A 25,623-nucleotide genomic window follows, 5' to 3' on the forward strand; every position below is an offset into this window, starting at 1 on the left:
TCGCACTTTTTAGTCTTCTCACCTTACCTCAACCTCATACCGCTTCAAAATTGGGCAAATTTTTAACGGTGCACCATTAGTGTGCATTATTTGTGTGCGTTATTGAAGCGTTTGCTCATATGTGTTTGATTTTTATGGCTAATCATTTGTGGCATGGCTCTTGGTTTACCTTTCCGTAGTTGGAAACACGACCATAAATCACAGAATAACCAAAATAAACTGGGAGCAACTCATGAAACTAGTTACAGCGATCATCAAGCCGTTCAAGCTAGATGACGTTCGTGAAGCCATTTCAGAAATCGGTATTGACGGATTGACCGTTACCGAAGTGAAAGGTTTTGGACGTCAAAAAGGACACACTGAACTTTACCGCGGAGCGGAATATCAGGTGGATTTTCTACCTAAAGTCAAACTGGAAATTGCTGTTCAGGATGATCAGGTAGAGCGCCTGGTAGAAGCCATCGTTGGCGCTGCCAAAACAGGCAAGATTGGAGACGGCAAGGTGTTTGTTTACGACCTTGAACACGCCGTTCGTATTCGAACTGGTGAGTCGGATAGCGACGCGCTGTAAGCCACAACGATATTTTTGCGGAGAAAACCATAATGGAAATCACTTTTGAACTTGGGTATGCGCTAGATACCTTTTATTTTCTAATCTGCGGTGCACTGGTTATGTGGATGGCTGCAGGCTTTGCGATGCTCGAAGCTGGTCTAGTTCGAGCGAAAAACACCACAGAAATTCTAACTAAAAACGTGGCACTATTTGCAATTGCTTGCACCATGTACATGATTTGTGGCTACGGTATTATGTATGGCGGTGGCGACTGGGGTCCATTCCTAAGCGGTATCATGGGTGACGGCGCAACAGGTGTAGCTGAAGATCCAGCAACATACGCACCTTCTGCTGACTTCTTCTTCCAAGTAGTTTTTGTTGCTACAGCAATGTCTATCGTATCTGGTGCGGTTGCTGAGCGTATGAAGCTTTGGGCATTCCTAGCATTCGCAGTTGTTATGACGGGTTTCATCTATCCAATGGAAGGCGCTTGGACATGGGGCGGCGAAGCGGTGTTCGGTATGTATACCCTTGGCGACCTAGGTTTCTCTGACTTCGCTGGTTCTGGTATTGTTCACATGGCTGGTGCAGCTGCTGCCCTTGCTGGTGTGCTTGTACTTGGTGCCCGTAAAGGTAAATACACTGCAGACGGCAAAGTAAATGCTATCCCTGGTGCTAACCTGCCGCTAGCGACTCTAGGTACATTTATCCTTTGGATGGGTTGGTTCGGTTTTAACGGTGGTTCAGTACTGGCTACTGCAACTGTTGAAAGCGCAAACGCCGTTGCTATCGTATTTATGAACACAAATGCTGCAGCTGCCGGTGGTGCTATTGCTGCACTTATCGTAGCACGCATTCTATTCGGTAAAGCTGACCTAACTATGGTGCTTAACGGTGCGCTAGCTGGTCTTGTTGCTATCACGGCAGAGCCATCTACACCAACGCCTCTTCAGGCAACTCTATTTGGTGGTCTAGGCGGTATCCTAGTAGTGCTTAGCATTGTTGCCCTAGATAAACTTAAGATTGACGATCCAGTGGGCGCTATCTCAGTTCACGGTGTTGTTGGTCTACTAGGTCTAATCCTTGTACCTTTCACAAATGATGGTTCAAGCATCTCTGGTCAGCTAATCGGCGCCGCGACTATCTTTGTATGGGTATTCGTAGTGAGCTTAGTGGTATGGCTAGTGATTAAAGCGGTAATGGGTGTACGTGTGAGCGAAGAAGAAGAGTTCGACGGCGTAGACATGAGCGAGTGTGGTCTGGAAGCATACCCAGACTTTACAAGCGGCCGCTCGTAAGAGAGTCTCGATTAGGCAAATGAAATAACAATAATAATGCCTTATTACTTCGTTTAAGCCCCGCAGTTGCGGGGCTTTTTTCGTTTAAAGTCATGTACTTTTCAGTTTCTATAAGACTGAAGAAAAGGCCCTAGGCGTAATGTGACAATAAGGCTACACTATGTTTTAAACGGCTTACGCTAGATTTATCAACGGCAACATTTTTGTAAAAGGATAGTTATGACTGTAAGTATACGACTCCTACCTTTGATATTGGCTTTTTTCAGTATTGATTGTTTGGGATATGACAGAATAACGGGGCAACCCTTTGCAAGTCGCTCAGAAGTTATCTCAAAAAACGGCATGGCGGCCACTAGCCAGCCATTAGCTACGCAAGTGGCTCTGGATATTTTAAAACAAGGTGGCAGCGCGGTTGATGCAGCCATTGCGGCCAACGCCATGTTGGGGTTGGTTGAGCCTACAGGTAGCGGTATTGGTGGCGACCTATTTGCCATTGTATGGGACGCAAAAGATGAAAAGTTGGTGGGTTTAAACGCTTCTGGCCGTTCACCTAGACAGCTAACCAAAAAGGTCTTTGCTGAACGAGGTCTTCATCAAATACCCAAATTTGGTCCTCTGCCCGTATCTGTCCCTGGTGCTGTAGACGGTTGGTTCGCGTTACACGAGAAATTTGGCAAACTGCCTATGTCAGCGTTGCTCACGCCATCAATTAAATATGCCCGTGAGGGTTTTCCGGTCTCAGAAGTCATCGCTTACTACTGGAAAATGAATCAAGAACGGATTGGCCATTACGATGGTTTTGCAGAGACCTTTCTTATCAATGGTAAGGTACCGCAAAAAGGTGATATTTTTAAAAACCCCGGGTTAGCCGTGACCTATGAAAAGGTTGCGACCGGCGGACGTGATGCCTTTTATAAAGGTGATATCGCTCGTACCATCGATGCTTATATGAAGTCCCAAGGGGGCTTTTTGTCATACCAGGATTTATCTTCACATACCTCTGAGTGGGTAGAGCCTGTTTCCGCTAACTACCGCGGCTACGATGTATGGGAGCTTCCGCCAAACGGACAAGGCATCGCAGCACTACAGATTCTTAATGTGCTAGAACGTTACGATATCGAAGGCATGGGCTTTAATTCAGCTGACTACATACATACCTTTGTTGAAGCCAAAAAGCTTGCCTTTGAAGACCGCGCTAAGTTCTACGCTGATCCAGATTTTAATGAGATTCCCGTCGATTGGTTGATTTCAAAAGAATATGCCGCTGAGCGCCAAAAGCTGATTGACAGCGAACGCGCTGCAAATCGTGTTGATGCGGGCATTTATGAAGGAGATACCATCTACCTTACTGTTGCTGATAAAGAGGGCAACATGGTGTCTTTGATTCAAAGCAACTATCGCGGTATGGGGTCAGGAATGACGCCGCCTGGACTTGGTTTTATTCTTCAAAATAGAGGCGAGATGTTTACGCTTGAAGAAGGGCATTTTAACGAGTACCGCCCAGGCAAGCGTCCGTTTCACACTATTATTCCTGCTTTTGTAACAAGAAACGGCAACCCCGTGATGAGCTTTGGGGTGATGGGCGGCGGGACACAGCCACAAATGCACGCGCAAATAATTGTGAATATTCTCGATTTCGGTATGAACTTGCAAGAAGCCGGAGACGCTCCCCGCATACTGCACAGTGGTTCTAGTAGCCCAACTGGGGCGCTCATGACCGATGGCGGCTATGTGAGCTTAGAATCTGGCTTTAGTGAGGCCGTCCAGCGAGAGCTCATGGAACGAGGGCATAAGCTACAGCGCGTTGTAGGCGCATTTGGCGGTTACCAAGCCATTGCTTGGGATGAGCAAAAAGGGGTTTATTTTGGTGCTTCAGAAACGCGAAAAGATGGACAAGCTGCGGGCTATTAAGCACACTAGGGTAAATATTGAGCGATAGAAGGTCTGCTCAATAAAGCTCGTCTTCACTTGAAAAGGTTTTAAGTTTGAGGCAGTTGCTACAATTAAAAAAGTTCGCAATACAAAGGGTGGCGAATATTCGTCAGCAGTGAAACGTCAGAACAAGGCGTGAATAACAAAAAGAGCGGCAATGACACAACCACAAAAAGGCCTCTGCGCTGAGCCTAATTTACATGCACAGTATTTATTACTGAACGTAATCGACGATGATAGCCAAGCCGTGCGAGCAAAATTATCTCGTGTCTTGGACATTTTTGAGCACTTCGAGAATGAGCATTATGAGGCTATGGTTACGGGTGTGGTGGCCATAGGTACTGGTTATTGGGCAGAAGTCTATCCGGGTTTGATACCCGTTGAACTTGCTCCTTTTCCTGATATGCAGTGTGAAGACAGAAGCGCGCCCACCATGCCCTGTGACCTTTTTATTCAAATTCGCGCTGATAGGTTGGATATCTGCCACGCCGTTGGTATTGAAGTGATGGACTTGCTGCGCATTCACGTAGAGCTTGTCGAACAGATAAGAGGCTTCAGGTATTTAGACGGCCGGGATCTCAACGGGTATCTTTATGGAGCAGATAACCCTCGTGGAATGAAGCGCAGAAAAGTGGGTATTATAGGGGAAGATGACCCAGATTTTAGCGGTGGCAGCTATGTTCATGTTCAGCGCTACCGCCACGATTTAAGACGTTGGAATAGCCTTTCTAGCCGTCAACAAGAGCAGATAATGGGCACAACGCGAGAGCATAACTTAGTTAGTAGTGAGCAGTCAGAGTCGTCACATAATGTGAGAGCAAGTACGGTCGCCCCAGATGGCGATGAACCTAGGCTGATAAAGCAGGGTATGCCCTACGGGGATATGGCTTCTCAAGGCTTATTTTTTGTGAGTTGTAGCGCGAGTGCGCGGCCTTTTAAACAAATGCTGCATAGTCAGATTTATGGCAACGGTGAAGGCGACTACGACCGCTGGCTAGACTTTACCAGTGCTGAAACTGGCGCTGCGTTCTTTGCACCCTCGGTGACCTTCATTCGTCAGCAGGCGAAGCTGTCGGAAAACTGAGAGCGTTAAACCAATGTCGATTTTTATTTGGTAATTGGATTTGTATCAACAAGTAAAAACCGTTTCAAAATGTCAGGTAGTTAAATACTAAAGAACCAAAGCGCCGTCCCAGTCAGGGGCTAGATCTAGGCTTCGGTAAATACGACACACGTCGAGGTGGTGATGTACGAGTGAATCATTGGGGCTTATTGCTAGGGCCGTTTCAAAGTATGCAATAGACTCATCCCACTGCTGATTAATTCTACATGCCAAACCTGCTGCTATTTTCGTTTGCACCGCAAGCTTCTTCTCTTGTTCTTTTTCTGGTAGGTGACTGAGAATTTCATATATCTCAATAGGCGCTTTTCGCCCTTTTACTCTAACCCAGTCAAGTAGGCGGGTTCTGAGTGAGTCGTTAGGGCCTATAATTTGTAGCACCTGAGCACTTACAATGATGTCAGCTTGGTATTTAGGCGTCAGAGCTTCCAGACGAGAGGCTATATTTACACTATCGCCTATAACCGTGGTATCCATTCTATCTTCCGAGCCCACGGTCCCCATAATGACTTGGCCGAAATGAATACCTATGCCCATATTTATAGCTTCGTAATCGCAGTTTTTCCGGTGACCGTTATAAATAGTTAATGCTTTACGTAAATCTAATGCCGCTTGTACCGCGTCTAATGCTTTTTCTTTAGGCGTGCCACCTTGATGGTCGAATAACGCCATGATGCCGTCACCCATAAACTTGTCGATAAAGCCTCGGTTTTGGTGAATAGGGTCATTCATTCGCGTGAAATACGAATTGAGGAAGTTCATCAATTCTTGTGGGGTAATACGCTCGGAAAAACCTGCAAAACCGCGAATATCACAAAACATGATGGCAACATCATTTTCAGCAGCATAGCCAAGCTCCAATGAATCTACATCGGTGGTAGCCATATGCTCAACGAACTGGCGGGGTACAAATTTCTGGAAAGTTTGGGTGAGTTTTAAGGCTTCATCAGCAGCGGCCTGAAACCGGGCTTCGTCTGCAGCCTGCAGTGTCGCCTCAAGCTTGCTTGAGTTGCGGGATAAGGCTTTTCTGAGTCGATATTTGAAGCGCCTGCTACGCCTAACATAAAGAACACTTATAACAGTGCTGTAAAGAGTAAGTGCAAAGAGCGCGCTTATTTGCCAATCCATTGTTAATCAAACCTTTAAATTTCCTATAGAAAAGCAGCAAAATAGCGGACAACAATTAAGCTGCCGAGAAAGTATAAAGGATAGTTCGGCGTTAACACATTACATTTAATTACATTTACAAAAAGTGTTAGCGCCGAGCTTTAATTAACGGTAAGGGGCAATTAACTTATAGGGTTGAGAAAACTTTATCCGCTGCAGCCAATGTTTTTTCAATTACTTCAGTATTGTGTGCTTTCGAGACAAACCCTGCTTCGTAGGAAGCGGGAGCCAAATAAACACCTTGTTCTAACATACCGTGGTAAAACTTATTGAATTGCTCGGTGTTACAGTTAATTGCCTGCTTATAATTAGTAACTTTCTCTACGTCTGTAAAGAATATCCCAAACATACTGCCAGCAATATTAGTAGTTAGGCTAATATTGTGTTTGTCTGCCAGCGCCTGAAATCCATCAACCAGCTTTTGTGTATTCTCAAAGATAGAATCGTAAAGTCCTGGCTGTTTAATTTGGGTTAACGCAGCAAGTCCGGCTGCCATAGCGACAGGGTTACCGGAAAGTGTACCGGCTTGGTAGATAGGACCAGTTGGCGCGATATGAGTAATGATGTCGCGGCGTCCACCGAAACAGCCCACAGGCATACCACCACCGATAACTTTACCCAAGCAGGTTAGGTCTGGTTTAACCTTGTAGCGCTCTTGAGCGCCACCACGAGATACACGGAACCCTGTCATCACTTCATCAAATATAAGTACGCTGCCGTACTCATCGCAGATTGTGCGAAGCCCTTCAAGGAACCCTTCCACCGGCGGGATGCAGTTCATGTTACCAGCGACTGGCTCAACAATAATACACGCAATATCATCGCCGTGAGCTTCAAAAATCTCTTTAACGCTATCTAGATTATTGTATTCAACTGTTAGCGTGTGCTCGGCTACGTTGGCAGGTACACCCGGAGAGCTAGGTACGCCTAGGGTTAATGCGCCAGAGCCTGCTTTAACTAAAAGTGAATCGGCATGACCGTGATAGCAGCCTTCAAACTTAACGATTTTGTTTCGGCTGGTATAGCCGCGAGCCAGTCGAATGGCTGACATGGTGGCCTCTGTGCCAGAGTTAACCATACGTACCATCTCCATAGATGGCACCAACTCGCTAACAAGTTCAGCCATGATCACTTCTGCTTCGGTTGGCGCACCGAATGAAAGGCCGCTGTATGATGCTTCAATCACTGCTTCACGGATTTTTGCATTGTTATGACCTAGTACCATCGGCCCCCAAGACTGGATGTAGTCAATGTATTGCTTACCATCCGCATCCCACATGTAAGCACCGTCAGCTTTGGTAATGAAGCGGGGTGTACCGCCTACCGCTTTAAATGCGCGAACAGGTGAGTTTACGCCACCGGGAATGGTCTTTTGGGCGCGGGAAAATAGGGCTTCAGATTTTTGCATGTAATTACTTACTCTTATTGCTGTACCAAACAACGTCACGCTCATACTTAGTGAGAAGATGTTCTACACCAAGTGTTAGCGCAAATAAGGCCATTCTTACAAGCACACCGTTGTCGGTTTGCCTAAAGATAGCGAGGTTTGGGTTAAGGTTTAGATCGTTATCTAATTCGTTGGCTTCCATACGTGAGTCACGAGGAAGTGGATGCATAATAACGGTCTTCGACTGAAAGTGTTTCGTATAAATCGACTGATTTAAACGGAACTTACCTCGGTATTTGTTTGCCTCTTCTTGCGAAGGAAAGCGCTCTTCTTGAATGCGAGTCTGATAGCATATGTCCGCATCCATATTTCCTTCGAGCGTTTCTGTAATAGTAAGCTGGTGTCCAGCGTTCTCAATTGCATCAATAACTGGCTGAGGCATAGCCAGCTCTTTTGGCGATATCAGCGTGAAGCGAATATTCTTAAACAAGCATAATAAGCGTGATAAAGAGTGTACAGTTCGACCGTATCGAAGATCACCAATCATTGCGATATGTAAGCCGTCAATACCGTGCCCGTTGTATTCAAGCTCGCGCTTAATCGTGAATAGATCTAATAGTGCTTGAGTGGGGTGCTCGTTTGCGCCGTCTCCCCCGTTAATGACAGGCACTCGACTACCTTCTGCAAACTCAGCAACGGAGCCAGCCGCAGGGTGGCGCATGGCAATAATATCAGAGTAGCCGCTTAGTACGCGGGCGGTATCATAGAGCGATTCGCCTTTAGCAAGGGCGGAGCTAGACATGCCGGTAGTTTCTCTTACCTCGCCGCCTAATAGATTAAAAGCAGTACCAAAGCTCACCCGAGTACGCGTACTTGGCTCAAAGAAAAGGTTCCCGAGAATAGCGCCGTCTAGCACGGTCGTGCGTTTTTGTCGCTTGGCATAAGGCTTCATGGAATTGGCGACTGAGAAGACTTTCTCAATGGCCTCGCGATCGAATTGATTAACGGAAAGAATGTGGTTACCGGTAAAGTCAGACATGCGCTTCTCAATCATCAACGAAAACGCCGCTAGTTTATAATACCGCTGGTATTAAGTCATTAGCGCAAGGTTAATCTTGTTTTACGTTTTTTCTTTGCCTAGTAGCTTATAAAACCTTTGTTTAAGCTAATTGAGAAGGTTCATATTATTTTAAGTGTTTGCCACTTTGCTTTGTGTAATGAGTAAAGAGCAGCAGGATTTTTTCTGCTGCTCTATCAACGTGCGCCGTGATTTCGTCGTCTGTCAGCGGAGACTTTATGCCACATAACATCATGGTATGGTACTCGCCCTTAAGTAGCGCGCAATAATCCACGGCTAGCTGCTGCGCAACATCAGCGCTCAAGCTACCTTGCCCAAATTTTTCTATCATTGTACTAAGTGTGGCGAGGGATGCTTCAGGACCTGCTTGATAAAACAATGTGGCTACGTGGGGGCTATTTACTGCTTCGGCAATAATTACGCGGAATATAGCGATAGCTTCAGGGTCTTGTAATAGACGAACAAACTGATACCCCACTTTTTGTAAGCATTCAAACAATGAAAGTGAGCCTAGTGATGCGTCGATAAGCTGTTGAGTGTCGAGTTGATACGAGTGACATTTTGAAGAGATGGCGGCTTTAAACAGAGCATCTTTGCTCTCGAAATGAGAGTAAACCGTTTGTTTTGATACGCCAGAAGCTTTAGCCACGGTGTCCATTGACGTATTAGCAAACCCTTCTTTTAAAAACAGGCAAGACGCGGCATGTAATATGAGGTGGTATTTCTCTTCACTTTTAGGACGGCCTTGCTTTTTGATGGTAGCCACGTACGTTCTCACTTTATTGCAGAATATTTAAATATCAAACTGGACGGTCTAGTATTTATATACTAGCATAGCACAATAAGTATGCAAATATAGCCTAGAGCACACGCCGAATTGGTTAAAGGAACTGTTATGACTGCTGCAAATACACCGTCTAAAAGTGGCAAATTCACGTTACTTATTTCGATTGCCGTTTTTACAGCAGCCCTGGTGGTATTATTGATGACCGCTGGCTTGGGGAACGCAACGCAAACGCCGGAGGCAAGACTACCAGTTGCCGTTTCAACTGGCACGATCACTATTCAATCGGGCTTTGAGACGCCAATTAATGTATTTGGTTTGGTTGAATCGCCCAAGGCTACGTCTTTATCCTTTGATGTCGCTGGTCAAGTTACCCGAATGCTCGTAGAAGAAGGGGATGTAGTCAGCAAAGGCGATATTCTTGCTCACCAAGATCTACAGCGCCTAAATGCGAGAAAGCGAGAGCTACAAGCCGCGCTTGAGCGAGCAAACGCAGACCTTACACTTGCAAAAGTTAACAGTGATAGAACCACCTCATTAGTGGAGAGAAAGCTAGAGTCAGCACAACGATTGGACGAAGCAAGAGCGAGTTTAAATGTAGCGAAAGCGCAGGTCAGCGAAATGCAGGCCGCGCTCGAATCTCTCAATGTAGAGATCGCAAAAACTACACTCGTTTCGCCTTTTGATGGTGTTGTTAATCGCCGATTTTTTGATGAAGGCAGTGTGGTTAGTGCAGGAAGCCCCGTATTTGGTATTACGAGTATCGAAAACTATCAGGCCCGCTTTGCGGTACCTGCTGACGTCGTAGAGCAGTTTGATGTAGATGAACCCGTACTTGTGCATGTTGGCGATATTGATGTTGCGGGTACGGTATCTCAGCGTCTTCCTACACGAAACGTTCAGACTCGAACCGTAGATATTCTGGTTACACTTAATAGCAATGAAAAGGTTCGCCCTGGCGATATGGCGATCTTGTCTGCCTTCCGCTCCCATACTGAAACAGGCGCGTGGCTTCCGGTAAACTCACTAAGCAATGGTCTTAGAGGCCTGTGGCGCGTTTTTGTTTTATCCGGCCAGTCGAACGCCACCATAGAGGCGCGAGTTGTCGAGGTTGTATATACAGATGGAAATAAAGCGTTCGTTCGCGGCGCACTCAAAGACGGTGATATTTACGTTGACGAAGGTACCCATAAATTAGCGCCTGGGCAAATGGTAGCGATACCTGGCCAACAACATGCTGGGGCCCGTTAATGAAGTCATTTAATTTCGACGCTGATAAGTCCTATCCGTGGTACACGCTCTTTTATCGACGGGGCCACTTGCTGATTTTAAGTTTATTGATTTTGATTACCGCTGGGTTATCAGCCTTGGGCTCTTTGCCGCGAATAGAAGACCCGCGAATTGATACAAGAAATGCACTGATTATTACCCAGTATCCTGGCGCATCAGCCGAGCGAGTTGAAGCCTTAGTCAGCGACGTACTGGAAGACAGATTAAGGGAGATATTTGAAATCAAGGAAGTGAAATCTACCTCTCGTGCAGGGATTTCCATCATATTGATTGAAACACAGGACTGGATCGACAACACAAGTAACGAGCAGCTATTTAGTGAGATCCGCGACGCAATAGGTGCTGCCGCTGAGTCATTTCCAGAAGGCGCAATGGCGCCAATATTTGATGAAAAACGTGGCGCAACTGCCTTTACCCTTCTGCTTTCTCTTCGCGCTGAACATTTTGACAATACCCCTATTACGCTTACCGCTCGCTTGGCTCAAGAGCTCACCGACCGACTTCGCAATGTTAACGGGACTGAGTTAGTGCGTGTATACGGCGCACCGCGGGAAGAAATTAGCGTAAATATTGACCCCATTAAGCTTGCTGCGACAGGCTTTACACTACAGCAGGTCAGCAATACAATCAGTCGCGCCGACCCCAAATTGCCAGCGGGCATGTTGAACACCCAACAAAGTAACCTGCGCTTTACGGTGGGAGAGGGCTTGAATGGTGTAAACATGATAGCGTCCATACCTCTTGTTAATGAACAAGGGCGCTATTTGAGAGTCGAAGATGTGGCGTCGGTAGAACGCAGTTACACCACCCCACGAGACGAAATAGCCTTTTTAAATGGTGAAGAGTCTATCTTTGTAGCCGCCCGCATGCAGCCTTCATTGCGTTCTGACGTATGGACAAAAAATGCATTAGCGGTAGTAGAGCAGTTTAATAAAGATTTCAGCGGAACATTAACCGCTACGGTAGCATTTGAGCAAAATGAATATACCGCCACGCGCCTTGCCGACCTATCGATGAACTTATTGATGGGGTGTGCGGTTGTCATGATGGTTATTCTACTTTTCATGGGGTTTCGCGCAGCATGGATTGTGGGGTTAGCGCTGCCATTGTGCGCCGCTTTTGCGCTGTTTTCATTGAGCTTTTACAACGAGCAAATACACCAAATGTCAATCTTCGGCATGATCATCGCCATCGGCCTGCTTATTGATAACGCTATTGTAATTACCGATGAAATACGCATTAACTTACAAGACCCCAACCTAACGCGGGTGGGGGCCATGGCAAAAAGTGTTTCTCACTTATTTGCGCCACTTTTAGCTTCAACACTTACGACCATTCTAGGCTTTATGCCTATCTTTCTTCTTGATGGAAATATAGGTGATTTCGTTGGCCCAATTGCTATAAGCGTGGTTATGGCGCTCATTGGCTCTTTGTTTATTTCACTGACTATTATTGCCGCGCTAGCTGCACGATTCTTACCAAAGCACAATAGTGCTCTGCAAGGTGAAGTCGTATCCACGACGTGGTGGAAAGTTGGCCTTCAAGCGCCACAGCTAAGTTTAGCTTTTAAAAGGCAGTTAGGTCGCTGGATAAAACAACCCGTTTTAGTGCTGCCGGCAGTCGCCATACTTTGCCTTTCTGGGTTCGTGCTGTCTTCGACATTGGCCAACGTGTTCTTCCCAAGTGCAGATAGAGACCAGTTTGAAGTGTATCTGTGGACGAAAGAGGGGAGCAGCATTGAAAACACTACCGACTATGTTAAAAACGTTGATGCCGCTATTCGCAGTGAGCAAGGCGTGAAACAGGTTAGCTGGTTAGTGGGTGGTTCCGCGCCTTCAGTGTATTACAATCAAATGATGACTCGCGACAATATGCCTTATTTTGCCAACGCAGTGGTTTCGACGCAAACGGTAGAAGACGCTGTAGCGCTGGTAGGTAAATTACAACATTCCCTTGATAGCGAATATCCTGAAGTGCAAATTGTAGTACGAGCGTTCGGTCAAGGTCCGCCAATTGCTGCGCCGGTAGAAGTCGAAATATTCGGCCCAGATCTAAATATATTGAATGATTTAGGCGATAAAGTACGTATGTTGATGTCACAAGTTGACGGCATATCTCAGTCTATCACCAGTATCTCTATGGGCGAGCCCGAGCTTAAAATTAATGCACAGAGCGATAACTTGTCTTACCTCGGCTTAACCCTTTCTGAGCTTGCTAACCAGATGCAGATCAACTTCTCGGGGATCACCGGTGGGTCGGTATTGGAGAGCACAGAAGAAATTCCGGTTCGGGTAAGGCTTGATGAGGCTTACAGGCAAAACCTCACTGGTGTGGATGCTATGCCTATACCTGTATCCGGCGACAATGCTATTTCATGGTCGCCCCTGGCCGCGGTAACTAATTTGACGTTACAGCCTGCAACCAGCAGCATTACCCGCGTTGACGGAGAAAGGCTTAACCGGATTCAGGCTTTTTTACTTCCTGGGGTTCCGGCAATTGATGCCAGTAATCAGTTAAGAGATTTGCTTGAGAGCCAACTTAAACTACCCGAGGGTTATAGAGTTCACTTGGCAGGCGATGCAGACGAACAGCAGCAAGCGCTGGGCAAGCTTGCCACTTATGCGCCTGTTCTATTAGTTCTTATGATAACCACGCTTATACTGACATTTACAAGCCTGCGTATGGCAGGCGTCATTGCTCTAGTAGCGATACTTTCAGTGGGGCTGGGAATGTTTAGCTTATGGATTTCTGGTTTGCCAGTGGGGTTTAACCCTTTACTTGGCTGTGCAGGGCTTATTGGTGTTGCAATCAATGGATCGATCGTAGTCATAGCTGCAATCAATGCCAATCCCAAAGCGAAGCAAGGTGATACCAAGGCCATTGTTGAAGAAACCATGAGCTGTAGCCGTCACATACTCTCGACAACATTTACAACGGTAGGCGGTTTAATTCCACTGTTGTTATTCAGTGAAGGAAGCTTCTGGCCGCCACTTGCTGTTGTACTTGCAGGTGGGGTGGGCTTTTCCGTCATTTTGTCGTTAGTATTCACTCCAGCTATTGTGGCGGCATTTCAACGTTATCGTTATAGAAACCACACATTAGCTTAATTTTGCGGTTAAACTATCCCTTTCTAATGAGCGTATAAAAAAGGGTTATCAGTGTATGCGTAAAACACACCCAATATTACGCTGGTGGCAGACTGACTGCGTGAAGTGTAAACGGGTCAGACTTTATATCGTTTGGGCCATAATTATGTTGGTGGTGTACTTGTATGTCTGGCACTAGTGTTGAACCTATTTATATCCGAGCTGCATCAAAAAGTAACGGCATTACTAGCTTAGTATTAGGCTGTGTAGGGCTATTTGTTGCAGCATTGTGGCTGGCCTTTTTGCCAGATTGGTTGTTTTTAGCCGGTATTTTTTTAACGAGCGCAGCACTGGTGTGTTTGCTAGTCGGCTATTTTAAGGTGCGCGAACCAGACTATAGTTTGGAAATAGCCAGAGATTACATTACCTATCGCCATCGTCTCGGGAGTTGGAGAATTCACTGGGACAACCTACAGCGCGCAGATTGCCCACGTGTACGCAATGGGTTGGATCACGTTCCTTTAGAAACAATCGGCTTTAAAATAAAAAGCTACACTGATTTTCTAAATACAATATCACCTAGGCTTGCTACACACTTACTGATGGAGCAGCGGCCACTGCTAATGCAAAATACTGACGAAAACTGTGCGTCTGGCAGCTGTTACGAACAATCGATGTTCGACGATAAGCAGTACGTTATGGAAGACGGTACTATCATTAAAGGAATAAAAGCCATGTTAGCTCACCGAATGGTAGAGCTACGAAAACGGCTTGGTTTTGATATTTTTATAGCAAGTTCAGAGTTAGATAGAGACGCCACCGAATTTGCCAGGTTAATCGCCGAATGCCAGCAAACTCGGCAGTCTTATCACAATGATTAAGCCATGCTGCACTTATTGTGCTGTGTGGTGGATCATTCGTTAAGCGCGGGTAATCCCTTCTCTTAATACCTTCTTAGCTTCAGCGATAAGTGCAGGTAAGTGCTCATCAACAAGCTTATGCTGGCCTAACTTGAGCGCGCTCTCAGCTTCATGAGCGAGATGTTGCATGCGCGGCAAGCCAGTATAACAACAAGCCCCATGAAGTTTGTGTACCTCGGTTTTAAGCTTGTTATAGTCTTGTTCTTCCCACAGGGCTGAAAGCGTATCAATAGCTTCTGGAAGCAGTGTAATGAAGCCTTCCAACATTTCTTTTGCGGTTTCTTGGTTTTGATTGGCACGTTTTAGCGCAAGCTGCCAGTCAACGGAAGGAAGTTCGATCTCCCCGGGCTCAATACTATGGCACCACGACTTGATAAGGTTAATGAGTAACTCTACCTCGATAGGTTTAGGAAGGTAATCATCCATACCTGATGCAAGCAATCGTTCTTGCTCTTCTTTAAATGCGTGCGCGGTGACAGCGATGATGGGCGTGCCCATATTAACAGGAGACTTGCGTATCTCTCGGGTGGCCTGTATACCATCCATGCCTGGCATCTGAACGTCCATTAAAATTAGGTCGAACTCCTGTGTCTGACACTGGTTTACTGCATCTTGTCCGCTAATAGTTGTAATAAGCTCAACCGGTGACTGGTCAAGCCATGTGTGCAGAAGCTTCAGGTTCATTTCCATGTCATCAACAGCCAATACTTTCACGTTAGGCAAACTGCTGATTTTTTCTTGCATGGCGTTTTTCGCTGGCGTTGTGTGTTGGTTTACCAGGCTGTCAAGCTTAGTCAACGTTATCGGCATACGTATTTGCGAATGGAAGTGCTGCGAAAGGCTAGGGTATTGCGCAAAGGGCTCAGGGCCAGAATACCAGAGTACTCGTTTTTTGGCTGGGAACTGCACAAATCTGCTAAGGTAAGTATCACGCAGTGCCATTTTGCTTACCGGCACCGTTGCCATAAAGAAGTCATACTGGTCGCTGAGTGTAGCTAAATATTCTAAGGACTCCACTGAGGTAACCTTGGCACCCAATATCGACAACATGTTAGCGCTTGAGCGGCGGGTTGATGGAATGGGGTCGAAAATAACCACGTTTTTCTCTTTCCAGTCTTCGCTACTTGTCAACGAATACTTTTGACTAAGCTGGTTCATGCGAAGGGAAACGCTAAACGTAGAACCTTGGCCCAGTGCGCTTTTGAGCGTAAGGTCTCCGTTCATCAGGCGAACGAGTTCTCTGCTAATAACAAGACCTAAGCCCGTTCCTTGATAATTGCGATTAAGCGCATCATCTACCTGAGAAAAAGCGTTAAAAAGCTTTTTCCTGTCTTGCCGGCTAATGCCAATTCCCGTGTCTTCAACGGTAATATTTAACTCGTGGATACCGTGAGGAAGCGAACGCCCATTTACTGAGAATGTAATGGTTCCGCTAGAAGTAAATTTAAGTGCGTTACTGAGTAAGTTGTTAAGCACTTGTTTAATGCGAAACACATCACCAATAAGTTTTTCAGGCAGTGGTTTTAAGTCAAAAACGAATTCGATACGTTTACTATGCGAAGATTTAGCCATAATGGTGACCATCTCTTCGAGCAGTTTATTCGGAGAAAAAGGTTGGTTGTTGATTTGAAGTTTGCCCGCTTCAATTTTTGAAAAGTCGAGTACGTCGTTAACAATAGTAAGCAGGTTTTCAGCTGCGGTACTGACTATCCGCACCTGTTCTTGCTGGTCAGTAGGTAATATTGCGTTATTGAGTTCTTTACTGAACCCCAAGATTGCATTTAGGGGCGTTCGAATCTCATGACTCATGTTTGCAAGGAACTGAGACTTAACGTTACTGGCCTTAATAGCATCTTTTCTGGCAATGTCTAGACGAGCATTTTGCTCTTCAATAAGCTCAACATTGTTGCGTAAATCATTGGTTGCTTGTTCCACTTCACTTTCAAGCTGTCCTCTGCTTTTCTCCATCAATGCGAAAGAAAAAAGACCTGCTTCGAGGAAAACGCCAACTTGGAAGCAGTAGGTAGTAAAATCGTTTGAGGGCAGCACGCCCAAAAGGCTTAACATGCCAACAATAGCGCCGGTGGCAAGCATACCCCATGCAAAAATAAAGTACCGTGCGGGCTTGAAATTATTGAGGAAGGCTTCCACCCCTGCGTAGATATAGCTCAAAATCGCTACCAGTCCTACACCATATACCAGGTTGTTCTTCCAGATAGAGGGAAGAAGATCGACAAAGCACACGAGTCCAGTGAGTGCTTGGCACACTAATAATAAGCTTATAATAGGATGGGCAGTGGGTGAGTGCTTTTCGGTTTCTAAGAAAGTCATGGTAAACAGGCCTGAACTGATACCAATAATGACGAATATCAATTCTGAGTGACCAGCTAGCCACGTGGGGATACCTTGGGTGAACAATAGGTGAGTATGTCCTCCCCACACGAATTGCCACAAGATCACCGCCAATATATATCCGACATAGGCAAGAAGGCTTTTTTCTTTCACGCCAAAAAACAAGGCTAGGTTGTAAATAGCAAGTATGAGTAAGCCGCCGTAAAAAAAGCCCCATAGCAAACTGTCCATTTGGAAATAGCTGCTGTGTAAAGGTTCAGCCTGTATGCGGAGTGGAGCTATGAGACTTGAAGAGTGACTTTCGATACGTATATAAAGATCGACAGGGTCGCTGTTCGGGAGTTCGACGCGAAAGGTGGGGACGCGAAAACGTTGTTCTTTTTGCGTCTTACCTTGATGGCTCTGGTTAATGACCTTTCCATTTTGTACTAAATAGAAATCAACACTATCAAGCTGGCTAAAGTTTATTGAAAACACCCAGTCTTTATCGTTGGAAACATTAGCAACGGATGTAAGCAACCACATACCATTATTGCGAAAGCCAAAATTCGGGTTGCCGTGAGGATGCATAAGAAAGTCGTTTCGTCTTCTTGATACATCGCCAATGGTAAGTTGGTAATCGGTTTCGAATAAAAAGTACAATGAGTCGGATAAGTCCAGCGTATTGTGCTCATCGAATAGTTGCTCGATATGTTGCGCATTGGAACAAGAAGGCCAGAAGCCGGCTAGCAAAATAAATAGGAGAGAAAATGCGCGAAAAGTTGCCATATTATTCTGTACTTTAACTACCATTTGAATAAGGGTTTTATTATTTTTAGGGCGAATATTGAACGGAACATTCACTGCTTCTATTTAAACACTCTATTTGCAGAATAACAAAGCAAACAATTAACACATTGATAGCATTTAGAATGCGAGAATCTTCGCTACATAACGAAGACTGTGAGGCATTGGCTATTTGAAAAGTGATGACAATTGTTTTCAAAGATTGCACACAATTGCGGTTTACCCCACAATAGCTTAAACGCTCGCGTACATTCATCAAGTAGTGCGCTATAACACAACGGGAATGACGGCTTTTCTATTACGAGCGCATTGGTATTAATAACAAAACGAAAAAACTATCATGAGTGACGAGATCATCATTAATCGCGATGGGGTAGAGCAACTTCCTCTTCGACGTTTCACCGAAGACGCTTATCTAAACTATTCCATGTACGTCATCATGGACCGTGCTCTTCCGCATATTTCCGATGGTTTAAAGCCGGTACAGCGTCGAATTATTTATGCGATGTCCGATTTAGGCTTAAGCGCGAATGCAAAATATAAAAAGTCTGCAAGAACCGTAGGTGATGTACTTGGTAAGTTTCATCCTCATGGTGACTCTGCCTGCTACGAAGCCATGGTGCTAATGGCCCAGCCTTTCTCATACCGCTATCCCCTAGTGGACGGTCAAGGAAACTGGGGTGCTCCGGATGATCCCAAATCTTTTGCGGCCATGCGTTATACTGAAGCTAAGCTTTCTCGATTCTCGGAAGTACTGTTAAACGAGCTTGGTCAAGGTACGGTAGACTGGGTGCCCAATTTCGACGGTACGTTAGAAGAGCCAAGTGTACTGCCTGCCCGTTTACCACACATATTGCTTAACGGCGTGACAGGTATCGCAGTGGGTATGGCCACTGATATTCCTCCTCATAATGTAAGAGAGTTGGCTAACGCTTGCGCTATGTTACTGGACAACAGTAAAGCTGAGCTCAGCGACGTTCTAGAACATGTGAATGGGCCTGACTATCCAACCGAAGCTGAAATTATTACGCCAAAGGTCGACATTAAAAAGCTCTATGAGACCGGACGTGGGTCAATAAAAATGCGCGCAGTATACAGCGAAGAAAATGGAGATGTGGTCATTACCGCTCTACCTCATCAGGCGTCTGGCGCAAAGATCCTAGAGCAAATAGCTTCGCAAATGCAGGCGAAAAAGCTGCCAATGGTTAGCGATCTTCGCGACGAATCGGACCACGAAAATCCCACTCGTTTGGTTATCACTCCTCGTTCAAATCGCGTTGATGTTGCCCAGTTAATGCAGCATTTATTTGCAACCACCGACCTTGAGAAAAACTACCGAGTTAACCTGAACATGATAGGCCTAGACGGTCGGCCTCAGGTTAAAGACTTACGTACTATTTTGTCTGAGTGGCTGCAGTATCGAAAAGACACAGTGACGCGCCGTTTGCAATATCGCTTAGATAAAGTACTGGCGCGCCTACACATATTAGAAGGTTTGTTAATTGCGTTTTTAAATATCGATGAAGTTATCGAGATAATTCGTACCTATGACAAACCCAAGCCTGAGCTTATGTCGCGTTTTGGTTTAAGTGATAAACAGGCTGAAGCCATTTTAGAACTGAAACTTCGCCACTTAGCCAAATTAGAAGAAATGAAAATTAAGGGTGAGCAGGACGAGCTAGCTGCCGAGCGTGACAAGCTACAGCAACTGCTGGGTTCAGACCGTCGCCTTAAAACTCTTATTAAGAAGGAAATTCTTGCTGACGCTGAGAAGTACGGTGATGACAGACGTTCACCTATTGTCGAGCGTAGCGAAGCTAAAGCACTGTCAGAAAAAGAATTAGTGCCTGCTGAATCAGTCACGGTTGTTCTTTCAGAAAAAGGCTGGGCACGCTGTGCGAAAGGTCATGATATCGACGCTGAAGGACTAAGTTATAAAGCGGGTGATGCTTACTTATCTAGCGCCGAAGGCAAAAGTAATCAACCAGCTGTATTTATGGATAGCTCGGGGCGAACATTCTCTTGTGACGCTCACGGACTTCCGTCTGCACGGAGTCAAGGCGAGCCATTGACGGGCCGCTTCAATATTGTTGGTGGAGAATCCTTCCAGCACGTTATTATGGCGCAAGACGAGAGTAAATTCTTGGTGGGGTCTGATGCGGGCTACGGTTTCGTCGGCACGTTTAAAGATATGGTTAGCAAAAATAAAGCGGGTAAAGCTTACCTTTCGCTACCTGCGGCAGCAAAAGTAATGAAACCAATGCCTGTGACGAACCCTGACTCTGACTGGTGTTTAAGCATTTCTAACGAAGGGCGTATGCTGATGTTCCCTCTGCGGGATTTACCAAGTTTAGGTAAAGGCAAAGGAAACAAGCTTATCAATATTCCTTCAGCAAAATCTCAGTCTCGTGAAGAGTATGTAAAGGTGCTCACCGTTGTGCCTGATGGTGCAGCCATTAAGGTTGGTGCAGGGAAACGCAGCATGACGTTGACCGCTGAAGATCTTACCCATTATCAGGGGGAAAGGGGCCGTAGAGGGAATAAATTACCTCGTGGTCTACAGCGGGTTGATAGCGTAGAAGTAGTGCTACCAAATAAAGACGAAGCACCTGAAGGTTTGTCATAAAGTTTAAGTTGTTCTTATGCTTAGGTGAACTACACTCATTAAAGGTATGAATGAGGAATTTACATGTTAGGCATAGTTTTTACATCGTTAATCGACATGCTTGAGGAGAAGATTTCTCCCGAGTTCGCTGATGATGTCATCATGGAAGCTGGGTTAGAGAACGACGGAGCTTATACCGCAGTGGGTTATTACCCGTTTGAACAGATGCAGCGCCTTGTAGGTGTGCTGGTGCAGAGAACGGGTAAATCTGCCAATGAACTCTTATACGATTTTGGTTTTTATTTATTTGGTAAGTTAGCCGCTGTGCACGGCGATGTGTTAGCCAATACCAATAGTATGCTAGACATGCTGGAACACCTAGATGGCGATATCCATGTCCAGGTTAAAAAGCTTTATCCTGACGCAGACCTCCCTCGTTTTAAGGTGCTGTCACGCACAGACACCTCCATGCGCCTACAATACTACTCTGAAAGAGAGTTATACCCCTTAGCGGAGGGCTTGATGGACGCCGCTGCAGCCCATTACAACTGCAAACTTGAAAGGGAAACCCATCAACTAGAAACGCCCCACACGTACGAATTTAGCATATCTCTTGTTGCCTAACGGAGGTGTAATGTCAGATGAAACACCGGATGGCAAGGCCGCTAATAAAAGCGCTTTAGCTTTAATTGAGCGCCGTTTAAAGCGAGAGCGAAATGCCAGAGAGCAAGCTGAAAAGTTGCTGACAGAAAAGACGCAAAGTTTGTATGCTTCGCTGAAAGAAAGTCAACGCGTGCAAAAGGACCTAGAGCTTGCCCTTTGGGCATCACAAGAGTCATTTTGGCGTTGGGAGGCGCAAAGTGATGTAATGGAAATTCGTTCCTTCTCTCTTTATTCTGGGAGCGTATCTACATGGTCAGGGACCTTAATTCAGCTTTCTCAGCGGGTGCATGAAGACGATTTAGAAGGGCTTCAGTTTCATTGGTCCATGGCGCTTCATGGCAATCGCGATCGCGTTGAATTTTCCTTTCGCTTAATGTTAGAAAAAAGCTACCAATGGGTAAGATTACGCGGTCGTGTGTTAGAGCGAGGAAATGCTGGTGAAGCCTTGCTCATTGTGGGAACCACCAAAGACATTACCCAGCAGCGCAAAGCCGAGCAATCTTTTCACCTAATGGCCTCAGCGTTTGCCAGCTCAAGAGAGCCAATGTTAGTCCTCTCTCCTGACTTGGTTATCACTGAATGCAATGATGCTTTTATCCGATTACTTGGTATGTCGGTAAAAGAGCAGTGTGTAGGGCTGGATTTCAATCAAATATTCATTGCAGATAAAGTGGATAAGGCGCAACTGGCTCTTGATAAGCAAATTCGATTTGAGTCAAAGATAAAAACACAAAGTGGAGAGATTAGGGTTGTAGATATTTCTGTCGCTTTATTCGAAACCTATCAACAGACCTCGACTTATTTAATCGCAACAATGCGCGATATTAGCGATAGAAAGCGCAACGAGGCGAAACTGCGCCAACTTGCCCTGCATGACGAATTAACGGGCCTTTCTAATCGTAACTCACTTCGTGAATCTATTTCAAAATGGGTGGGGGAAGATCAGCCTTTTTCTCTCGTATTTATCGACTTAGACGGCTTTAAAGCGGTTAACGATAATGCAGGTCATGAAAGGGGAGATATAGAGCTTCAGCGTGTTGGCGCGCTACTTACTGCTGTTTTTGGCCCCATTGGCGAAGTCGGTAGGTGGGGCGGCGATGAGTTCATTGCCGTGTTGCCCAATCAAAATATCGAAGAAATAGTCGAGCGCTCAAAGCGGCTTATCAGTCAAATTGAAGAAGATGCAATTGTAATAAATGCGCTGGAGCTTAGGCTATCAGCCAGTATAGGTATTGCTGAATTCCCAGAACACAGCGATAACATAGAAAGTTTGGTGCAGTGTGCTGATGCGGCAATGTACCAAGCTAAAGAGCTGGGGAAAGGACAGGCGTTCGTTTACGAACCAGGGCTCTACGAAAGCATGACGCAGCAAGTCAGTATGGTAAACGACTTGCGCAGAACTGTAGAGAACCATCTTCTTGATTTTTACATTCAGGGAAAATATGACCTGAATGGCGAGCTCAAAGGGGGGGAGGTCCTGTGCCGCTGGATTTCTGGCTTACACGGTGTAGTGTCGCCTGCAGTATTCATCCCTATAGCAGAAGAGCAAAAGCTTGATAGCGCCATTGGATTACAGGCGCTAGAAGCAGCATGCGACTATATTTCCATAATGGAGTCACATCAAGGTGAAGCTATTCCACTATCGGTTAATATTAGTGCTAATCAAATGCTCGACCCTGCGTTTCCTGATCAGGCAGTATCTGTTTGCATGGATAACAACGTATCGCCTGGTTTTATCGAATTAGAGCTTACTGAGTCGGTGTTCATTCGGGACGAAAAGTCTGCGCTACGCGCATTAAGTAAATTAAGAGACAGTGGGTTTAGATTGTCTTTAGATGACTTTGGTAGTGGTTTCTCATCACTCAGCTACCTGAGAAGCTTTCAGTTTGAAGTGGTCAAGGTAGATAAAAGCTTGGTTCAAGGTATTCACCAAGACAGTAAAGCGAACGCACTTTTTAATGGTCTAATCGCTATGCTGAAGGGTCTTCAAATAGATGTAGTGGCTGAAGGGGTAGAACTAGAGTCTTATTTACCTTTTATGGAGCAAGCAGATATTAAGTTAATGCAGGGTTTTTACTTTGACAAACCTATGCCTTACGACCAGTTTTTAGCGAGACACACCACTGAGCCTAATCGGTAATGTCTTCTGTTCAGTTCAAACAAAAAAAGCCCTTGCGGGCTTTTTTAATAACTAAGCAACCTCGTTACTTCGCATTTGTACTTTCAAAGATTTTATCTGCTGATGCAGCAACAAAGCCTTTATAAAGTTTACCGTCAGGCATTTCATAGCGTTGTGCGAATTCGTAAAAACAGCTTGGAATCGCTACAGTCTCATCGCTAAATGCAACATCTGCACGGTCGGCCATCGTTGACGATTGGGCTAAAAATACCTCTGGGCCGCCCTTTATCTCACCGCCTGATGTGTTCAGCACAAAGCCTGCTTCTTTAAGCAATGTGTTTACGTCAGTAAGCTCGTCAGTGCGTGTTAAATGGTTAACACTTACCGTAAAGTGGTTTGCACGAAAGCCCCATGCCGCCATCCACGCCGCGTATTCTGATTCGTTAAGCAGTGTGTCGTATTCAGCTTTAGTGACGTCCCAATGCTTACCCGAGTACAAGAAGTTATCCGCGTCCACTACAGATTCTGGCATCTGCTCGACAAGCTTTTTTATGATTGTTTGAGCTGTATCAGACAGTTCATTTACACGAAGCTCACTAATAAACACTTTTGGCTTAGTGTCGTCAGGGTGCTCGAAATGCTTTGCAGTAAGCTTTTTCGCTTCGAAATCATAGTCGCCCTTCGCTTCATAACCCAATGCTAAGAAGTGTGCAGCAAGCTTGTCTAAGCGGGTTTTATCAAGAGCAAAAGTTCGAAAAGCTACATGGTCGTTAACGATGTCGTTCGTGTTTTCTTCACCCGCCAAAAGTGCATGAATTTTATGCGCTGAGGGAGTGATGGTAACGTAATCGTCCCACATGTTGCTAAACAACGTATCGATGTTGCTATGCATGGTGGTAGGGTCCTTTCTGTCGTTGACTATTTTTAAACCAATAGTTCGTATAGGGTTGGTACTAAACTGGCCGACACAAATCTTGCGTCGGCCTTTTTGTAACGTGAAAAGCTTGAGTTACATCGACAAGCCTGGGCTTAATTTGCCCGGCATAGTCACTTTATCAAGTTCAACTGACGCAACTGGGTATGCACAGTAGTCGGCTGCATAAAACGCGCTAGCTCTGTGGTTACCACTGTCGCCCACGCCACCAAATGGCGCTGCGCTGCTAGCACCGGTTATAGGTCTATTCCAGTTTACGATGCCCGCGCGAATGCGTGCGAAGAAGTAGCGATAATCTTCTTCGTTGTCGCCTAGAAGACCTGCTGATAAGCCAAAGCTGGTGTTATTTGCTTCTGCGATAGCTGCGTCAAAATCGCTGTAACGAATTACTTTAAGTAATGGACCAAAGTGTTCTTCGTCAGGCAGTGAAGCAAGCATGTCGGTCACATCAATGATGCCAGGAGTAGCAAAACCTTTGTTCTCATCTTTTTGTTCAAGGCGAACCAGTACTTTACCACCAAGGTTTTCAAGCTCTTGCTGTGCTTTCACCATCAGTGCAGCGGCATTGCTTGAGATCATTGCGCCCATAAATGGCTGATCTTCAGCATCATAATCGCCAACTTTAATGTTTTTGGTTACTTCGATAAGGCGAGCAAGGATCTCGTCGCCTTTGGCACCTGCTGGTAAGAACAAGCGACGAGCACAAGTACAGCGTTGGCCTGAAGTAATGAAAGCAGATTGCACGATATCGTGTACTGCCGCATCAACATCAGCTACGTCTTTTACGATAAGCGGGTTGTTACCGCCCATTTCAAGAGCCAAGATTTTGCCCGGGTGACCTGCGAACTGCTCGTGCAAGATTTTTCCTGTGCGTGAGCTACCCGTAAAGAAAAGACCGTCGATATCGTTATGCGACGCTAATGCTTTGCCCGTTTCAACTTCGCCTTGAACAAGGTTAAGCACGCCTGCCGGTAGACCAGCAGCATCCCACAATTTCACCATTTCTTGTGCAACCATAGGCGTCAAGTCGCTTGGTTTAAACACAACTGTGTTTCCTGCAATAAGAGCTGGAACAATGTGTCCGTTTGGCAGGTGGCCAGGGAAATTGTACGGGCCAAATACGGCAACAACGCCGTGAGGCTTGTGGCGAATGAAGGCTTTACCTACAGGCATTGGGTTTTCAACATTACCCGTGCGTTCAAAATAGGCTTTTTCAGAAATACCAATTTTGCCCATCATGGCACCAACTTCAGTGGCAGTTTCCCACTCTGGCTTGCCTGTTTCTTTAGCCATAACCTTGGCAAGGTGGGCTTTAGCTTCTTCTAGCTTAGTGCCATAAACCTTTATAATTTCAAGACGCTCTTCAACCGTTTTCATGCTCCACGCTACAAGCGCAGCACGAGCAGCGTTAATTGCGTCATCAATCTGAGCGGCAGTCGCAGACTTACCTTCCCAAATTACTTCGTTTTTTGCAGGGTCAACAGACGTTAAGTCGTGACCTTGTCCGGCAACCCATTCACCGTTGATAAAATGTGTATGTAGCATAGTG

At 45.7% G+C, this 25,623-nt stretch carries 17 protein-coding genes; 10 read left to right on the forward strand and 7 right to left on the reverse strand.

The window, feature by feature from the left end; all coding sequences use genetic code 11:
- Positions 1–232 precede the first annotated feature (232 nt).
- The 4 genes from glnK (at position 233) to V7R55_RS15565 (ending at position 4,867) form a co-directional block, all read left to right on the forward strand.
- A complete protein-coding gene (gene glnK, locus V7R55_RS15550; RefSeq protein WP_012516988.1) occupies positions 233–571 on the forward strand; it encodes a P-II family nitrogen regulator in 339 nt (112 codons plus the stop codon).
- 32 nt (positions 572–603) lie between these two features.
- A complete protein-coding gene (locus V7R55_RS15555; RefSeq protein WP_334060200.1) occupies positions 604–1,851 on the forward strand; it encodes an ammonium transporter in 1,248 nt (415 codons plus the stop codon).
- 219 nt (positions 1,852–2,070) lie between these two features.
- The gene (ggt, locus tag V7R55_RS15560; protein WP_334060201.1) at positions 2,071–3,762 is read left to right on the forward strand and encodes a gamma-glutamyltransferase; all 1,692 of its coding nucleotides are present in this window, start codon (positions 2,071–2,073) and stop codon (positions 3,760–3,762) included.
- A gap of 178 nt (positions 3,763–3,940) precedes the next feature.
- Positions 3,941–4,867, forward strand: coding sequence for a Dyp-type peroxidase (locus V7R55_RS15565; protein ID WP_334060202.1), 927 nt, complete (start codon positions 3,941–3,943; stop codon positions 4,865–4,867).
- Positions 4,868–4,954: 87 nt separating this feature from the next.
- On the opposite strand, the gene V7R55_RS15570 is transcribed toward V7R55_RS15565, so the two are convergent.
- From V7R55_RS15570 to V7R55_RS15585, 4 genes are all read right to left on the reverse strand, one after another.
- The gene (locus V7R55_RS15570) at positions 4,955–6,031 is read right to left on the reverse strand and encodes an adenylate/guanylate cyclase domain-containing protein (RefSeq protein WP_334060203.1); all 1,077 of its coding nucleotides are present in this window, start codon (positions 6,029–6,031) and stop codon (positions 4,955–4,957) included.
- A gap of 166 nt (positions 6,032–6,197) precedes the next feature.
- Positions 6,198–7,478 carry a glutamate-1-semialdehyde 2,1-aminomutase gene (gene hemL / locus V7R55_RS15575; RefSeq protein WP_334060204.1) on the reverse strand — a complete coding sequence of 427 codons (1,281 nt, stop codon included), beginning with the start codon at positions 7,476–7,478 and terminating at the stop codon, positions 6,198–6,200.
- A gap of 4 nt (positions 7,479–7,482) precedes the next feature.
- On the reverse strand, positions 7,483–8,496 hold the full coding sequence (locus V7R55_RS15580; RefSeq protein WP_334060205.1) for an aspartate carbamoyltransferase: 1,014 nt from the start codon (positions 8,494–8,496) through the stop codon (positions 7,483–7,485).
- Positions 8,497–8,641: 145 nt separating this feature from the next.
- The gene (locus V7R55_RS15585; protein WP_334060206.1) at positions 8,642–9,301 is read right to left on the reverse strand and encodes a TetR/AcrR family transcriptional regulator; all 660 of its coding nucleotides are present in this window, start codon (positions 9,299–9,301) and stop codon (positions 8,642–8,644) included.
- Between the two features lie 129 nt (positions 9,302–9,430).
- Between V7R55_RS15585 and V7R55_RS15590 the strand changes: the two genes are divergently transcribed.
- From V7R55_RS15590 to V7R55_RS15600, 3 genes are all read left to right on the forward strand, one after another.
- Positions 9,431–10,570, forward strand: a complete 1,140-nt coding sequence (locus V7R55_RS15590; protein WP_334060207.1) for an efflux RND transporter periplasmic adaptor subunit — start codon at positions 9,431–9,433, stop codon at positions 10,568–10,570.
- The gene (locus V7R55_RS15595) at positions 10,570–13,716 is read left to right on the forward strand and encodes an efflux RND transporter permease subunit (RefSeq protein WP_334060208.1); all 3,147 of its coding nucleotides are present in this window, start codon (positions 10,570–10,572) and stop codon (positions 13,714–13,716) included. Before V7R55_RS15590 ends, V7R55_RS15595 begins: the two co-directional genes overlap by 1 nt.
- A gap of 164 nt (positions 13,717–13,880) precedes the next feature.
- Complete coding sequence (locus V7R55_RS15600) at positions 13,881–14,576, forward strand: DUF2982 domain-containing protein (RefSeq protein WP_334060209.1); 696 nt, start codon at positions 13,881–13,883, stop codon at positions 14,574–14,576.
- 39 nt (positions 14,577–14,615) lie between these two features.
- On the opposite strand, the gene V7R55_RS15605 is transcribed toward V7R55_RS15600, so the two are convergent.
- On the reverse strand, positions 14,616–17,735 hold the full coding sequence (locus V7R55_RS15605) for a hybrid sensor histidine kinase/response regulator (RefSeq protein WP_334060210.1): 3,120 nt from the start codon (positions 17,733–17,735) through the stop codon (positions 14,616–14,618).
- A gap of 358 nt (positions 17,736–18,093) precedes the next feature.
- Between V7R55_RS15605 and parC the strand changes: the two genes are divergently transcribed.
- The 3 genes from parC to V7R55_RS15620 all read left to right on the forward strand — a co-directional run bounded on the left by parC (position 18,094) and on the right by V7R55_RS15620 (position 23,161).
- Entirely contained in the window at positions 18,094–20,379 is a 2,286-nt protein-coding gene (gene parC, locus V7R55_RS15610) for a DNA topoisomerase IV subunit A (protein ID WP_334060211.1), read from the forward strand.
- 63 nt (positions 20,380–20,442) lie between these two features.
- On the forward strand, positions 20,443–20,982 hold the full coding sequence (locus tag V7R55_RS15615; protein WP_334060212.1) for a heme NO-binding domain-containing protein: 540 nt from the start codon (positions 20,443–20,445) through the stop codon (positions 20,980–20,982).
- Between the two features lie 10 nt (positions 20,983–20,992).
- A complete protein-coding gene (locus V7R55_RS15620; RefSeq protein WP_334060213.1) occupies positions 20,993–23,161 on the forward strand; it encodes a putative bifunctional diguanylate cyclase/phosphodiesterase in 2,169 nt (722 codons plus the stop codon).
- A 64-nt stretch (positions 23,162–23,225) separates the two neighbouring features.
- Here V7R55_RS15620 and V7R55_RS15625 read toward each other — a convergent pair whose 3' ends face one another.
- Positions 23,226–24,032, reverse strand: a complete 807-nt coding sequence (locus tag V7R55_RS15625) for a DUF1338 domain-containing protein (protein ID WP_334060214.1) — start codon at positions 24,030–24,032, stop codon at positions 23,226–23,228.
- Between the two features lie 117 nt (positions 24,033–24,149).
- Positions 24,150–25,619: a succinylglutamate-semialdehyde dehydrogenase gene (gene astD / locus V7R55_RS15630; RefSeq protein WP_334060215.1), complete on the reverse strand. Its 1,470-nt coding sequence runs from the start codon at positions 25,617–25,619 to the stop codon at positions 24,150–24,152.
- Between the last annotated feature and the right edge of the window lie 4 nt (positions 25,620–25,623).

It is taken from the genome of Alteromonas sp. S005 (genome assembly GCF_036864475.1).
Taxonomy (GTDB): Bacteria; Pseudomonadota; Gammaproteobacteria; order Enterobacterales; family Alteromonadaceae; genus Alteromonas.

Excerpts from the sequence above, each read along its gene's own strand:
- glnK (WP_012516988.1), top strand. The coding sequence starts at position 233 with ATGAAACTAGTTACAGCGATCATCAAGCCGTTCAAGCTAGATGACGTT.
- V7R55_RS15555 (WP_334060200.1), top strand. The coding sequence starts at position 604 with ATGGAAATCACTTTTGAACTTGGGTATGCGCTAGATACCTTTTATTTT.
- ggt (WP_334060201.1), top strand. The coding sequence starts at position 2,071 with ATGACTGTAAGTATACGACTCCTACCTTTGATATTGGCTTTTTTCAGT.
- V7R55_RS15565 (WP_334060202.1), top strand. The coding sequence starts at position 3,941 with ATGACACAACCACAAAAAGGCCTCTGCGCTGAGCCTAATTTACATGCA.
- V7R55_RS15570 (WP_334060203.1), bottom strand. The coding sequence starts at position 6,031 with ATGGATTGGCAAATAAGCGCGCTCTTTGCACTTACTCTTTACAGCACT.
- hemL (WP_334060204.1), bottom strand. The coding sequence starts at position 7,478 with ATGCAAAAATCTGAAGCCCTATTTTCCCGCGCCCAAAAGACCATTCCC.
- V7R55_RS15580 (WP_334060205.1), bottom strand. The coding sequence starts at position 8,496 with ATGTCTGACTTTACCGGTAACCACATTCTTTCCGTTAATCAATTCGAT.
- V7R55_RS15590 (WP_334060207.1), top strand. The coding sequence starts at position 9,431 with ATGACTGCTGCAAATACACCGTCTAAAAGTGGCAAATTCACGTTACTT.
- V7R55_RS15595 (WP_334060208.1), top strand. The coding sequence starts at position 10,570 with ATGAAGTCATTTAATTTCGACGCTGATAAGTCCTATCCGTGGTACACG.
- V7R55_RS15600 (WP_334060209.1), top strand. The coding sequence starts at position 13,881 with ATGTCTGGCACTAGTGTTGAACCTATTTATATCCGAGCTGCATCAAAA.
- V7R55_RS15605 (WP_334060210.1), bottom strand. The coding sequence starts at position 17,735 with ATGGCAACTTTTCGCGCATTTTCTCTCCTATTTATTTTGCTAGCCGGC.
- parC (WP_334060211.1), top strand. The coding sequence starts at position 18,094 with ATGAGTGACGAGATCATCATTAATCGCGATGGGGTAGAGCAACTTCCT.
- V7R55_RS15615 (WP_334060212.1), top strand. The coding sequence starts at position 20,443 with ATGTTAGGCATAGTTTTTACATCGTTAATCGACATGCTTGAGGAGAAG.
- V7R55_RS15620 (WP_334060213.1), top strand. The coding sequence starts at position 20,993 with ATGTCAGATGAAACACCGGATGGCAAGGCCGCTAATAAAAGCGCTTTA.
- V7R55_RS15625 (WP_334060214.1), bottom strand. The coding sequence starts at position 24,032 with ATGCATAGCAACATCGATACGTTGTTTAGCAACATGTGGGACGATTAC.
- astD (WP_334060215.1), bottom strand. The coding sequence starts at position 25,619 with ATGCTACATACACATTTTATCAACGGTGAATGGGTTGCCGGACAAGGT.